Origin of the sequence: Oceanobacillus sp. FSL H7-0719 (assembly GCF_045040795.1) — a bacterium.
In the GTDB taxonomy this organism is placed as follows: Bacteria; Bacillota; Bacilli; order Bacillales; family Amphibacillaceae; genus Oceanobacillus.
On the sequence record NZ_CP150301.1, the window covers coordinates 1,271,025 to 1,284,142 of the forward strand.

General features: G+C 37.6%; 13 protein-coding genes. 4 read left to right on the forward strand and 9 right to left on the reverse strand.

Annotation, left to right across the window (positions count from 1 at the left end):
• Positions 1–289: 289 nt before the first annotated feature.
• The 5 genes from accA to dnaE all read right to left on the reverse strand — a co-directional run bounded on the left by accA (position 290) and on the right by dnaE (position 7,581).
• A complete protein-coding gene (gene accA, locus NST93_RS06855; RefSeq protein WP_405102500.1) occupies positions 290–1,246 on the reverse strand; it encodes an acetyl-CoA carboxylase carboxyl transferase subunit alpha in 957 nt (318 codons plus the stop codon).
• Complete coding sequence (accD, locus tag NST93_RS06860; protein ID WP_405102502.1) at positions 1,243–2,106, reverse strand: acetyl-CoA carboxylase, carboxyltransferase subunit beta; 864 nt, start codon at positions 2,104–2,106, stop codon at positions 1,243–1,245. The genes accA and accD overlap by 4 nt, the downstream gene beginning before the upstream one ends.
• A gap of 106 nt (positions 2,107–2,212) precedes the next feature.
• A complete protein-coding gene (locus NST93_RS06865) occupies positions 2,213–2,839 on the reverse strand; it encodes a FadR/GntR family transcriptional regulator (protein ID WP_405102504.1) in 627 nt (208 codons plus the stop codon).
• A gap of 35 nt (positions 2,840–2,874) precedes the next feature.
• Entirely contained in the window at positions 2,875–4,110 is a 1,236-nt protein-coding gene (locus NST93_RS06870; protein WP_405103784.1) for an NADP-dependent malic enzyme, read from the reverse strand.
• A gap of 123 nt (positions 4,111–4,233) precedes the next feature.
• On the reverse strand, positions 4,234–7,581 hold the full coding sequence (gene dnaE, locus NST93_RS06875; protein WP_405102506.1) for a DNA polymerase III subunit alpha: 3,348 nt from the start codon (positions 7,579–7,581) through the stop codon (positions 4,234–4,236).
• A gap of 167 nt (positions 7,582–7,748) precedes the next feature.
• Here dnaE and NST93_RS06880 point away from each other — a divergent pair, with 167 nt between their 5' ends.
• From NST93_RS06880 to NST93_RS06890, 3 genes are all read left to right on the forward strand, one after another.
• Complete coding sequence (locus NST93_RS06880; RefSeq protein ID WP_405102508.1) at positions 7,749–8,081, forward strand: YtrH family sporulation protein; 333 nt, start codon at positions 7,749–7,751, stop codon at positions 8,079–8,081.
• Positions 8,081–8,575 carry a sporulation membrane protein YtrI gene (ytrI, locus tag NST93_RS06885; protein ID WP_405102510.1) on the forward strand — a complete coding sequence of 165 codons (495 nt, stop codon included), beginning with the start codon at positions 8,081–8,083 and terminating at the stop codon, positions 8,573–8,575. The genes NST93_RS06880 and ytrI overlap by 1 nt, the downstream gene beginning before the upstream one ends.
• A 155-nt stretch (positions 8,576–8,730) precedes the next feature.
• The gene (locus NST93_RS06890) at positions 8,731–8,925 is read left to right on the forward strand and encodes a hypothetical protein (RefSeq protein ID WP_405102512.1); all 195 of its coding nucleotides are present in this window, start codon (positions 8,731–8,733) and stop codon (positions 8,923–8,925) included.
• Positions 8,926–8,958: 33 nt separating this feature from the next.
• On the opposite strand, the gene NST93_RS06895 is transcribed toward NST93_RS06890, so the two are convergent.
• Positions 8,959–9,900: a bifunctional oligoribonuclease/PAP phosphatase NrnA gene (locus NST93_RS06895; RefSeq protein WP_405102513.1), complete on the reverse strand. Its 942-nt coding sequence runs from the start codon at positions 9,898–9,900 to the stop codon at positions 8,959–8,961.
• Positions 9,901–10,029: 129 nt separating this feature from the next.
• Between NST93_RS06895 and NST93_RS06900 the strand changes: the two genes are divergently transcribed.
• Complete coding sequence (locus NST93_RS06900; RefSeq protein ID WP_405102515.1) at positions 10,030–10,326, forward strand: YtpI family protein; 297 nt, start codon at positions 10,030–10,032, stop codon at positions 10,324–10,326.
• Between the two features lie 109 nt (positions 10,327–10,435).
• Here the strand turns inward: NST93_RS06900 and NST93_RS06905 are convergent, their stop codons facing one another.
• The 3 genes from NST93_RS06905 to NST93_RS06915 all read right to left on the reverse strand — a co-directional run bounded on the left by NST93_RS06905 (position 10,436) and on the right by NST93_RS06915 (position 13,093).
• On the reverse strand, positions 10,436–11,743 hold the full coding sequence (locus NST93_RS06905) for a DRTGG domain-containing protein (RefSeq protein WP_405102517.1): 1,308 nt from the start codon (positions 11,741–11,743) through the stop codon (positions 10,436–10,438).
• A gap of 70 nt (positions 11,744–11,813) precedes the next feature.
• Positions 11,814–12,041 (reverse strand): hypothetical protein, encoded by a 228-nt coding sequence (locus NST93_RS06910; protein ID WP_405102519.1) that lies wholly within the window; start codon positions 12,039–12,041, stop codon positions 11,814–11,816.
• Positions 12,042–12,328: 287 nt separating this feature from the next.
• The gene (locus NST93_RS06915) at positions 12,329–13,093 is read right to left on the reverse strand and encodes a prepilin peptidase (RefSeq protein WP_405102521.1); all 765 of its coding nucleotides are present in this window, start codon (positions 13,091–13,093) and stop codon (positions 12,329–12,331) included.
• Between the last annotated feature and the right edge of the window lie 25 nt (positions 13,094–13,118).

Genomic DNA, 13,118 nt, shown 5'->3' on the forward strand with positions numbered 1-13,118 from the left:
GATAAATAAAAAACACGAAAATAGCAATTAATTCTACATTAATTTTAAAAAAAGGACTAATAATAAGAGTATTATCAGTCCTTTTTTATCTAAATCTATTAAATATCTGATTTAATTAAGACGACTATCTATACTAAAACGGCTAAACTTAGCAACATAAATACCACGGGTTATAGTCCGCTGTATTCCTGCCTTAACATACGAGGAATTGGTCAGACTCGATCATGCTTCCTTTAACACATTGCTTCTTCCGTTTGTATTTTACTAAGCAGGCAATTTGCCCGAGCTGCTATACTAAATTAAAGTCACCTATTAATTTATATTTTTCCCATCGATGTTCAAGCAGTTCTTCCTCGCCTAATGCTGATAGAGTACGAAGTGATTGTGATAGCACTTTATCAATAAACTTCGCTTGCTCCTCAATGTCACGATGTGCCCCGCCATGCGGTTCTGGTATTATTTCTTCTATAACTTGAAGTTTTTTCAGCTCATAAGAAGTAATGGCCATTGTTTCAGCTGCATGTTTCGCTAAACTGGCATCCTTCCATAAAAGTGCTGCCGCTCCTTCTGGTGAAATAACAGAGTATGTGGAGTTTTCAAGCATATGAACATGATCACCTACACCTAGTGCCAGTGCTCCTCCACTTCCTCCTTCACCTATAACAATACAAACGATTGGTACAGTTAATCCAGCCATTTCCATAAGGTTCTTGGCAATCGCCTCACTTTGCCCTCGTTCCTCAGCAGCTTTACCGGGGTACGCACCCTTTGTATCTATAAAGCAAATAATTGGCCGGTTAAATTTCTCAGCCTGCTTCATATGACGCAATGCTTTTCGGTATCCTTCTGGATGCGGCATTCCGAAGTTTCTGCGAATATTTTCCTTCGTGTCTTTTCCACGCTGATGTCCTATAACAGTTACTGGCTTGTCCTTATAAAAAGCGATTCCAGCAACAATAGCTTCGTCATCACCAAATAAGCGGTCACCATGAAATTCAATAAAGTCAGTAAAAATTCTTTCAATATAATCGAGTGTTGTTGGTCGTTCAGGATGTCTTGCCATCTGTACGCGGTCCCATGGTTTTAAATTACCATAAATATCGTCTTCCAATATTTTCAGACGTTCTTCTAACGTTTTTATTTCTTCAGTTAAATCAATTTCACTATCATGTGTAAACTTTTTCAGCTCAGCAATTTTTTCTTTTAAGTTTACTACTGGCTTTTCAAATTCTAGTATATGCTTCATTTTTTCTCTTCCCCGCCCTTCTCATGGAACTTAAGCAAGGTTGAAAGAGTCTTTTTCATTTCATCGCGAGGAATTACTTTGTCCAGCTGACCATGCTTTAGCTGAAATTCCGCTGTTTGGAAATCATTAGGCAGTTTTTCCCGAATGGTCTGTTCAATAATCCGTCTTCCTGCAAAACCAATCAATGCACCTGGCTCTGCAAAATTATAATCACCAATCGATGCAAAACTTGCCGACACTCCACCTGTTGTGGGATGTGTCATAACTGAAATCATAAAGCCGCCTGCGTCACTGAAGCGTTTAATTGCAATCGATGTTTTCGCCATTTGCATAAGGCTTAGAACACCTTCTTGCATTCTGGCTCCACCAGAAGCGGTAAATATAATAAAAGGAAGTGATTCCTTACGTGCCTTTTCAATTGCACGCGCAATTTTCTCCCCCATCGCCGAACCCATACTTCCCATACGGAAAGAAGAGTCCATTACAGCGAAAGCAGCAGCATGTCCATCAATCCAGCCTTTTCCTGTAACAACCCCTTCATTCAGACCCGTTTTTTTACGGTCCTTTTCCAATTTTCCTTCATAATCTGGAAAGTTTAATGGGTTTGCTGATGTAATGTTTTCGTCCCATTCTATGAAAGTATCTTTATCAAATAGACTGTCAATCCGCTCCCAGGCAGTAAGTGGATGATGATATCCACAATTCGTACAAACATTTAATGTTTTTTTCATTTCTTTTCGATAGAATATTTTATTGCAACCTTTACATTTTTGCATCAAACCTTCTGGAACATCAAGCTTTCCTTGTTCACTCGGTATCGATGCATATCGCTTACGCTTGCCAAATATATCTTTTAGCAAGATAATACCTCCTTCTCTAGCAGCATACGAAGCATTTTATCAATATTATTAACCTATCATAACTTATTGAAGCTGAAAAATCTGTCATAATAAGTCAATGAAAAAATTAATCTTCGTTTAATGGAAGCTGTTGACGCTCGTACCATGCTTCTATTGCAGAGAAATCCCGTTTTGAAAAAATCTCAACAAGTCCTTCATAAAATGCTGCTTCATAATACGGTTTATAGATAGAGCGTGAAAATTCTTCCATTAGCGTCCAAATTTTAAGTAATAATTGATTATCTGTCTTTGCTAAAAGATAATTAAAAAAATATGAATGCTTTTCTTCTGGATGTCCATCTTTTTCAAGATATATTTCCAGTTCAGAAATAGAGCTCTCATCCAATTGATGAAAAGCTAACTTTGTAGCTTCCTTCTCGATTAGCCGCTTCGTCTGAAGCAAGTCTTTTCTTGTTCCGCCTTCTAATAAAATAAAAGATGATAATAATTCCACAGATTGCAGTGAACGATAGCTTCGCAAGTAAGTGCCTTCTCCATGACGTGTTTCAATCAAACCTAATAATTCTAATGCACGTAATGCTTCACGGACAGATGATCTTCCTCTTCCAAGACTCTCGGCAAGTTCTCTTTCTGAAGGGAGTTTATCACCTGGGGATAGATGATTTTCTCGAATATATTTCCTCAACTCTTCCAGTACGCCATAATATACTTTTGGCTTCACTTTATTCGACACGTTTCAAATCTATCCCTTCCATCATTCATACGTATTTATCCGTTATTTTTTGTTAATTGTCTTGTCTTCTCAGCTACTTCTTCTGGATTAACCATAATTCTGGCTACCCCGGAATCCATCGCTGCCTTTGCAACACTTTTCGCAACAATTGGTGCCACTCTTGAATCAAATGGTGCTGGTATTACATAGTCTTCATTCAATTCTTCCTGCGATATCAGGGAAGCAATTGCCTCAGCTGCTGCAACTTTCATTTTTTCATTAATTCTTGTGGCACGTACTTCTAATGCACCTCGGAAAATCCCAGGAAAAGCTAGTACATTATTTACCTGATTAGGAAAGTCAGAACGGCCCGTACCGATTATTTTTACCCCTGCTTCCTTAGCATCTTCAGGCATAATTTCCGGTTCCGGATTTGCCATAGCAAAAATAATTGGATTTTCATTCATTTTGGCAACCATTTCTTTTGTTAATGCACCCGCCACAGAAACACCAATAAAAACATCTGCGTCTGTTAAAACATCCTCTAAAGAACCTTCTTCTTTATCTAAATTCGTAAACTTAGCTACCATTTCCTTTACTTCATTCATTCCATATGGACGATCTTCAAAAATCGCTCCTCGAGAATCACACATAATCATATTGCGAACACCGAAACTATCAAGTAAGCGCGTAATTGCTATACCTGCAGCTCCGGCACCACTAAGCACTACTTTTATATCTTTAAAGTTTTTTCCAACTAATTTTAATGAATTAATAAGCCCTGCAACTGTAACAATTGCTGTCCCATGCTGGTCATCATGAAAAATCGGGATGTTTGTCTCATCTTTTAATCTTTCTTCAATTATAAAGCAGTTTGGTGCTGCAATGTCTTCAAGATTAACACCGCCAAAGGTCGGCTCCATTAATTTCACCGTATTTACAATCTCATCAACATCATTTGTAGCTAAACAAATTGGAAATGCATCTACCCCTGCAAAACTTTTAAAAAGCACTGCTTTTCCTTCCATGACCGGCAACGATGCTTCAGGGCCAATATTACCTAGCCCAAGCACTGCAGAACCATCGCTCACTACAGCAACCATATTTCCCTTCATTGTGTAGTCATATACGCGGGATGTGCGATCATGAATTTCTTTACATGGTTCAGCTACACCTGGTGAATAGGCCAAACTCAAATCCTTTGCGTCCCTCACTGGAACCTTTGACTGAATTGTTAATTTCCCCTGGTTAACTTTATGCATATGTAATGCTTCATCTCTAAGGCTTGCCATCGCTTTAATTTCTCTCCCCTTCATTTAGCACACTTTACTGACGGAATGCAGATATTATAAGTGGTCTGACCACTAATGACTTCTATATTATAACAAAAGTTAATTATCTGTAAAGTATAGGAACTAATTATGTTTTCTCATTACAACGTTTTCTCTCAAGAAAAAATTGTTTAATTTTTTGAGCGCCTCTCCAGTTGGATTTAAGAAATAGCTTGCAGCAAGCTTATACGATTGTCTTTTTTCTTCGTCATATAAAATTATCGGTGTATTCCCTGGATAATTGTTCGAAATCGAACGCAGCACTTGCAATGCATTTTCATTTGTTTCTTTTGTAGACTTAATAAATAGAACTTTATCCGATTTGTCTTGTAATTCATCCTCTGAAAAAGCATGGATATCATCAATCACCCATTGTAATCGGGCATTTCTTTCTTCGATTTTCCCAATTAACACTACAATCAATTCTTCTTCCAGCCAACGTTTTGCTTCTCTATAGCGTTCAGGAAACAGGACGGCATCCATCGTCATATTTTCATCACCAATTGTCAGAAATGCCATTTGGTCCCCGCGTTTTGTGCGGATTTGTTTAATTTCCTGTACGATAGCTGCTCCCTTTATATTTTTTCTTCCTGCTAGATGTCCGGCATCCGAAAGCGCAACAAAGCCATTTGCTCGAAGCTTTGTACGGTAATTTTTTAGCGGGTGGCTTGATATATACATTCCAAGCAATTCCTTCTCGTCCTGCAGCTTCTTAGCAATTGAGAAATCTTCAATGTCCACATAACGGTCCACCAGCTCAATCTGGTTATGGAAAAGACTTGGCTGATCACTAAACTCTTTAAAAAGCTCGCCCTGTTCCATTGCTTGATCTATTGATGCAAGTAAGCTTGCACGATTTGTTTGCATTTCATCAAATGCTCCAGCCATAATCAGATTTTCAATCGTTCCTCGCTTTACCGATTTTTCCGAGACTCTCAAACAGAAGTCAAACAGATTTTTAAAACGTCCCTGTCTGCGCACCTCAATAATTTCCTGGATTGCATCATTGCCTATTCCTTTAATCGCGTTCAGACCAATGCGGATTTTCCCTTTTTCAACGGAATACTTCCTATAGCTCCTATTAATGGAAGGTGGCATTAGTTCTAATCCAATTTCATTCATTTCTTTGATATATAGGTTTATTTTATCCTGCTGATTTCTTGCCGAACTCAATATCTCTGCAAAAAAGTTTGCTGGATAATGAGCTTTCAAATAGCTTAACTGGTAAGAAATTTTACTGTAGGCAACAGCGTGACTGCGCGGAAAACCATAATTAGAAAAACGAACGATCCAGCCGAATATCTCCTCTGCAACTTTTTGATTATACCCATTCTGGATACAGCCTTTAATAAAGTGCTCTCGTTCATCAGCCATTACTTGCTGATTTTTCTTACTTACGGCTCGCCTTAAAATATCAGCCTTACCTAAGGTGAAGCCTGCAATTTGTTTAGCAATCTGCATAATTTGTTCTTGATAAACTAAGACTCCATACGTTTTGCTTAAAATCGGCTCCAAATCACGATGTGGATAGCTTACTTGCTCCTTATGATGCTTCCGTGCAATATAGTTAGGAATAAAATCCATTGGACCTGGTCGATATAATGCGTTTACTGCAACAATATCTTCGAAGTTCGTTGGCTGCAGTTCTTTGAGCACGCGTTTCATTCCTTGAGATTCAAGTTGAAAAACGCCATTTGTTCTTCCCTGTCTAAGCATGTTAAAAGTGTTTTCATCCTGATTTGGAATGTTTTCTAAATGGAGCTCATTCCCAACTGAATAATGAATTGACTTCAGAACCCTTTCGATTAGGGATAAGTTCTTTAAGCCAAGAAAATCCATTTTTAAAAGCCCTATTGCTTCCAGGTCATTCATAGCATATTGTGTTAAATATGTTTCGCCTGCCCCAGTTGTCAGAGGTACATGTTCAATCAATGGCTGCTCACTGATAACAACTCCCGCCGCATGTGTTGAAATATGCCGTGGTATCCCCTCTAAACGAACTGCAATCGAAAATAGCAGTTTTAATTTTTGCGACTGCTTAATATATTCCGTGAGTTCAGGTGAATCATTAATCATTCCCACTAAATTTTGTTTTGACTGGAGCGGAATTTCCTTCAAAATAAACTGTGCATCCTGCTGATCAACTGACAATGTTTTTATTAATTCCCGAATAAGCGAGCGAGGCGCAAAAGTTCCAAACGTAATTATTTGCGCAACATGGGCTGTGCCATATTTCCTCCGAACATATTCAATCACTTCATCACGCCGCTCATCAGAGAAGTCAATATCAATATCTGGCATTGTCTGTCTTTCCGGATTTAAAAATCGTTCAAATAACAGATTATATTTTATCGGGTCAACAGCAGTAATGCCGAGAACGTAAGCAACAATCGAGCCAGCCGAAGAACCACGGCCAGGTCCAACTATAATTCCCGCCCCTTTAGCAAAAGCGATAATATCAGCAATAATTAAAAAGTAATCACTAAATTCCATCGTTTGGATTGTTTTCAGTTCATATTGCAAACGTTCTTTGATAGGTGGAGTAATTACTTCATATTTGTCCTCAAGCATTCTCCAGCACTGTTCCTCCAAATGACGATATGCATCCTGGCCATTTTCAAGCGGAAATGTCGGGAGCAATCGTTTAGAAAAATCAAAATGAACATCGCACTGATTAACAATCTTTTCATTTCCAGCTAATGCTTCTTGCCATATATCCCCTAATGCCTGACGCATTTCTTGTTCACTTTTTAAATGCTTATTGCGGTAGTTTGCATTCATTAATTGCATGTCCCATTCTTCACCATGCCGCATCGCCTGTAAACAGTCATAACTGTATGCATCCTTTTCCTCTAAATAATGAACATCACCAATAGCGGTAATTTGTGTAGGATACGTATCAATATAACTTTTCAGAAGAGTGGTTATATCATTGTTTTCTTCGATTCCAATATAAAAGTCGGCCTCTGAAAAAATACTCTCATAAGAACTTAAATAGTCTTTCACTTTATGGAAAACGTCTGCTTCAAGTCCGTTTGAAAGCATCGCGTCCTTCACAGGCAGGATTCCGATAACTTCATCTGTAAATGCCCTTAAGTTTTCCAGCGAGATATTTTCGTTCTTTCCTGTCTGGAGCCTTGAGCTGAGTTTAATTAAATTCCGATAGCCGTGATTGTTTTTCGCCAAAAGGACAAGCTGGCTTTCCTCACTATTATCACAATTTGTTATCGTAACAATCATCCCAATAACAGGTTTTATATTTGCGTTTAAACATGCTTTATAAAAAGGAATAACTCCGTAAAGGATTTGTTCATCCGTTAATGCAAGTGCGGAAAATTGTAATTCCTCTGCCTTAGCCACTAATTTTTCAATAGTAATCGTACTATTCATTAAGCTAAATCCACTTCTTACTTGTAAATGTGTGTAAGACATACAATTCCACCTCTTTCTTTATGGTTATATTATAACAAGTAAATCCGAACATGCATACGGAAACCCTAAAATCTAGAAGGAGCGCGAACAGCAGTCTCGTTCATATAGTATTTTTCCGCTACATATAATAAACAGAGGACATGCCAATTAAGGGGGTAGCGCCACATATGGAAGAGCGTTTCTTTGCTGCATTTATTCACTGTTTTTTTATTGCTTTTGGCGTAATTGTCGGCGGCTCGATTATCGGAAGTCTTGGCGATTTCGCAACTGGAGATGGGCCATTGTCTTCCATGGTTAGAATTGCAGATCGATTAAGAATATGGGCCATTGTTGCTGCCATAGGGGGAACCTTTGATGCGATTGCTAACGTGGAAAAAGGTCTGTTTGATGGAACTCCATTTGATTTGTTAAAGCAAGCACTTCTTATTATGGCCGCAATGGGTGGTGTGAAGGTTGGCATTACACTTATTGGGTGGCTGACACAGAAAGGATTATCCTGATGCATATTCCTCCATATCATAAGCAAAAATCATGGCAACGTTTTATTTCCGGCATGTTTTTTGGCGGAGTAATTGCCTATTTTATTTTGCTTTATATGTACGGCTCCATGTATGAAGATTTAATTAAAGAGAACCTGGAAATACAAGAGAGAGTAAAGGCATTGGAAAAACAAAATGAGGTATTGCTAGAGGACCAGAATAATCTGCAGGATACCTTATTATTTGTACAGGAAATTGAAGTGTTTATTGCAAACAGGGAAGATTTTAAAATTGATCGTTTACTGGATTCACAGCTAAAGGGACTGATAAAAGAAGAAGTGAATCATTTAATCGGTATGGAATTAACGGCGTTATCCGAAAGTAAAGCATTATTAATTTCATCTATAGAAAATAAGAATTTTAAAATGGATGATGCGACATACCAATTTACAGTTACCCTTCTCACTATTGCTCCAAAATTAGAAGTAATAGTTGAAACAGAATTACTGAATTAAATTGAACATTTTGTGAATAGGTTGTTTGACTATTTCAAAATGTTCAATTACATTGTAAAATAAGATTAGAAGATTGTAACCAAAATAAACTCAAGATTTTTAGACACCTTTTTGGAATAATTCCATACGATAAAATGGTGAAGGAGGCGAATGTCATGATTATTTCAGACAGAGAATTATGCAATCAAAAAATCGCAAGCCTAAAAAACGGCCATAACGCTTTTGCAGAGTCAGAGAAGCTGATTCACAGAATTGAAAAAGCAGTCGCTGAGGAGAATCTTGAAGTATTTTTTGAAAGAACACCTGCTGGCTGCTGGATAATTCCAATTAAAGCGGAAGTTATACATTGATAAACCCAGACCAAGCAAATGGTCTGGGTTTAATTAAAATTTATCACATACTTCATCAAGGTCTTTAATTACATTCGCTGCTTCTTCCCAGCTGTAAACCGTTGCGCCTGAGGCAAGTGGATGTCCTCCCCCATTGTACTTAGCTGCTATTTCATTAATTACTGGTCCTTTCGACCGGAGACGAACACGTATCAATTCATCTTCTTCTACAAAAAACACCCACGCTTTGATGCCTTTTACATCTCCAAGCACGCTAATCAGCTGTCCTGTCTCATCCGCTGTCACATCGAATTCCTTCAGCAATTCCTTTGTTAGTTTAACTGCACAAAGTCCTGAATGGAACATTCTAAATTCCTGTAAAATATGACCTCTTAACCGTAATATATGAGTTTCAACGCTATATAAATCCTGATATAAGGCCGGTCGGTCAAAATGATAAGTGACTAGCTCTGCTGCAAATTGAAAGGTTTGCTTCGTTGTACTCGGAAACAAAAACCTTCCAGTATCCCCAACAATTCCCGCATAGAGCAATCTTGCTCCCGCATCATTCAGTTTCAATCCATCATTTTTTCCATAATTAAATAAATCGTATATCATCTCACTTGTTGAACTGGCAAAAGTATCTACCCACTGTAAATCCCCATATTGATCCACATTTGGATGATGATCTATTTTGATTAGTGTCTCGCCAAGAAGATACCGCTGATCATCAATTCGCGGAGTATTCGCGGTATCGCAAGCAATTACCAATGCTCCCTGATAAACCTCATCTGCAATAGTATCCATTTTTACTAAATAAGCAAATTCCGGATCATCTTCTCCAACGATATATACATTTTTTTCAGGAAAGGAATTTTTTATCAATTCTTTTAATCCGGCTTGTGAACCAAGTGCATCTGGATCTGGACGGACATGCCGGTGGATAATAATTGTTTCATATTCTTTAATCAATGTTACAATTTTAGTTTTTTCCATTATATACTCCTTCTTTGCTGGTAAAATACAATCTATTCTAGCAATATAAATAAAAACACGTTACAATAGAGAGTGGTATTCATCAGCGAACTATTACTGGATTTAAAATATTTTTAGGAGAGATAATATATGATTATATTCCCCATTGTTATTGTCATTTCAATTGCATTATATGTTTATTATAAGGTTGCGATTGTGAAAAGCAAAGATATCTTAACGCAAAAGTATTTTAACGGAAAGTCTCGCTTTTGCCTAGGTCTGTTTATACTATTTTTTGGCATCAATCAGTACTTTTTCTATGAAAGTGGACTTTCTCTATTTATTGGGATCATTTTTGCACTTCTTGGCATAATGCAGCTGACACGCGGTTACAGAGAAGCCAAGCATTATCGCAATGAATGGCGCAAATTAAACCCAGCTGAATGAGAAAACAGAAAAAGAATCGAATATTACAGCTCTGAAATTAAATTCATTCTAACATGAAAAATGCATCTCATTTTGTATATACAAGGATTGAGATGCATTTCTTCTGTACTTATCTGCTAATTAATTGCGCCATAATTAAACCCTTCCCGATTAACGCTTTCTCACTATAGACTTCTACATCAATCTTCGCATACAACCGGCCAGCATCAAGAATTGTTGGCTTAATTCGCAGTGTACTGTCAATTTGTACAGGCTTATTGAAATAAACAGTAATATTTTCAATTGAGATATCTGCTTTTCTTTCTTCCATTAACAAGCGGTTACTTGCTTCAATGATTAAGGAAGTAAATACACCGTGACCCAATGTTCCCAGATGGTTCGTCATCTGTGGTATAACCTTCGAAACAAAAATACCAGGTTCATCCTCTGCAGCATTCAAATTACGATTAATAATATCACTGATCGTTTCACCGACCTGCGGCTGCCTTTGGGTTTGCTGCATCGCTTTTAAAACATCCTGCCTTGAAACGACTCCAATTAAACTCTTTGATTCATCAACTACAGGAAGAAGTTCGATTCCTTCCCAAACCATTGTATGGGAAGCAGCAGCTAATGACGTTTTTGACTGGACAAAATGTGGTTTCCGGCTCATCACTTTATCAATTGGCAGTGTTTCCTCCCGTCCAACAATATCTTTTGAGGAAACCATGCCAACAACCCGCATTTTACTGTCAACAACTGGAAAGCGAGTATGTGATGATTTTTCATTGAGCTCGTACCAGCGCTTGATTTGATCCTTAGAATGCAAGTAAAATGTTTCAGTAAACGGTGTTGCAATATCTCCTACAAAGACTATTTCCTTTTTAATGAGCTGATCATAGATTGCCCTGTTAATCATCGAAGCAACTGTAAAAGAATCGTAGCTCGTTGTTATAATCGGCAGTTCATTCTCATCAGCTAATCGCTTATTCTTCTCTTCCGTTTCAAAACCGCCTGTAATTAACACAGCAGCCCCTGCTCTTAAAGCCAGTTCATGCGCTTTCACGCGATTTCCAACAATCAATAAGGAACCGGCCTCAGTATACCGCATCATTGCATCCAATTCCATTGCACCAATTAAGAACTTGCTTAAGGTTTTATGAAGTCCATCACGCCCGCCCAGTACCTGTCCATCAATTATGTTAACAACTTCGGCAAATGTCAGTCTTTCGAAGTTTTCCTTTTTCTTCTTCTCGATACGAATTGTTCCTACACGTTCAATTGTACTGACTAACCCCTGATTTTCCGCTTCCTTTATTGCTCGATAAGCGGTGCCATCACTAACATGCAAATCTTTAGCAATCTGGCGTACGGATATTTTCTGGCCGACTTCCAATGATATAATATGCTGTAAAATCAATTCATGCTTCGTTGCCATCGTTAACACCTTCCCCCATCTGTACTATATCAACATCTAAATTTTATTATACAGATTCGAAAGGTTTATCTCAATGATTAGCGACTTGTTTCACCTTTTTATATTCCTGTTCCATAACCGGAGGGGGAATCATTTGTAAAAGGTTTGCTAAATTCGCCCCCATAATCAGCAAGAAAAAGAAAAGCCACAAGCCCCAGAAAGTGAGTTCCAAAGCAGTTGTTGCAAGCGGGATCATTGGCCATGCGAAATAAATCATGACACCTGCAAGCAGGATTCTTAGAATAGGATAGTTTTTCAAGTTGGTGCCTCCTCATTGTTTTTTAATAGTTTATGATAGACTCAATCATGAAAGAACGAGAACACACAATGATTCGGAGACGATATTGAAATTTATCATTTATTTAGAGGGAAGATCAGAATTGAACTGACATTCTGAGGAAAAGAAGTTAAGAAGTTAATGTAAAATTAAGGAGAGTAACAATCGAGCAATAAAGACACGTGCAGAAGACTTTCGTATCACTTGTTCTTAGTTAATATTTGTTTATAATAATAATATAATTCAATTTCCTTTGTCAGTACTGTACATTATATTAAAAAGCTTAAATACCAATCTATGATGCTCTCTCCATAAAAATATGAAATAAGAGCTGCAAATACAATATAGGGCCCAAACGGGATCGGCTGTTTACGTTTTACCAGTTTAAAAAGCATCAGCAATATTCCTATAAATGCGCCACAAAAACATGCAAGGAAGAATGTCAGGAATATTTTTTCATGGCCCAATACAATTCCTAACACTGCAAATAACTTCATATCACCTGCTCCCATTCCACCTCGACTTAATATTATAAGAAGGGCAACGAGAAGGAATGCTCCAAGTCCACCTGCTATCGGTGACCACCACGAACCTAATGGTACAATAAATCGCATGAAAAGAAAAAATGGAAGAAAAAACAGCAGAATTCTATTTTGTATAATCATATATTTCAGATCGGAAACGAAAATAATCATTAACATGGATATAAGCAAGAGTGCAGTGATCAGCTCCCATTCAAAACCAATCATCCAAAAACCAAACGCAAACAATACACCTGTTAAACTTTCAACAAATGGATAAATGAATGAAATTTTCATTTTACAGCTGCGGCATTTCCCTTGCTGTATAAGAAAAGAAAAAAGCGGAATCAATTCATACCAGTTCAAAGTTCTTTTACACTTCGGGCAGCAGGAACGATTATATAGAAAAGACTCTGTACGTGGGGAACGTAATCCCACAACATTAAAAAAGGAACCAAATGTCAGACCAAATAAAAAGAAAAAAATTAAATAGAACAATTCCAATTTATACACCCTCTAATCCTCCTTGTGAATTCAT

Excerpts from the sequence above, each read along its gene's own strand:
- accA (WP_405102500.1), bottom strand. The coding sequence starts at position 1,246 with ATGAAGCATATACTAGAATTTGAAAAGCCAGTAGTAAACTTAAAAGAA.
- NST93_RS06870 (WP_405103784.1), bottom strand. The coding sequence starts at position 4,110 with ATGGCAAGCCTTAGAGATGAAGCATTACATATGCATAAAGTTAACCAG.
- dnaE (WP_405102506.1), bottom strand. The coding sequence starts at position 7,581 with ATGTCTTACACACATTTACAAGTAAGAAGTGGATTTAGCTTAATGAAT.
- NST93_RS06880 (WP_405102508.1), top strand. The coding sequence starts at position 7,749 with ATGGAAGAGCGTTTCTTTGCTGCATTTATTCACTGTTTTTTTATTGCT.
- ytrI (WP_405102510.1), top strand. The coding sequence starts at position 8,081 with ATGCATATTCCTCCATATCATAAGCAAAAATCATGGCAACGTTTTATT.
- NST93_RS06890 (WP_405102512.1), top strand. The coding sequence starts at position 8,731 with ATGATTATTTCAGACAGAGAATTATGCAATCAAAAAATCGCAAGCCTA.
- NST93_RS06895 (WP_405102513.1), bottom strand. The coding sequence starts at position 9,900 with ATGGAAAAAACTAAAATTGTAACATTGATTAAAGAATATGAAACAATT.
- NST93_RS06900 (WP_405102515.1), top strand. The coding sequence starts at position 10,030 with ATGATTATATTCCCCATTGTTATTGTCATTTCAATTGCATTATATGTT.
- NST93_RS06905 (WP_405102517.1), bottom strand. The coding sequence starts at position 11,743 with ATGGCAACGAAGCATGAATTGATTTTACAGCATATTATATCATTGGAA.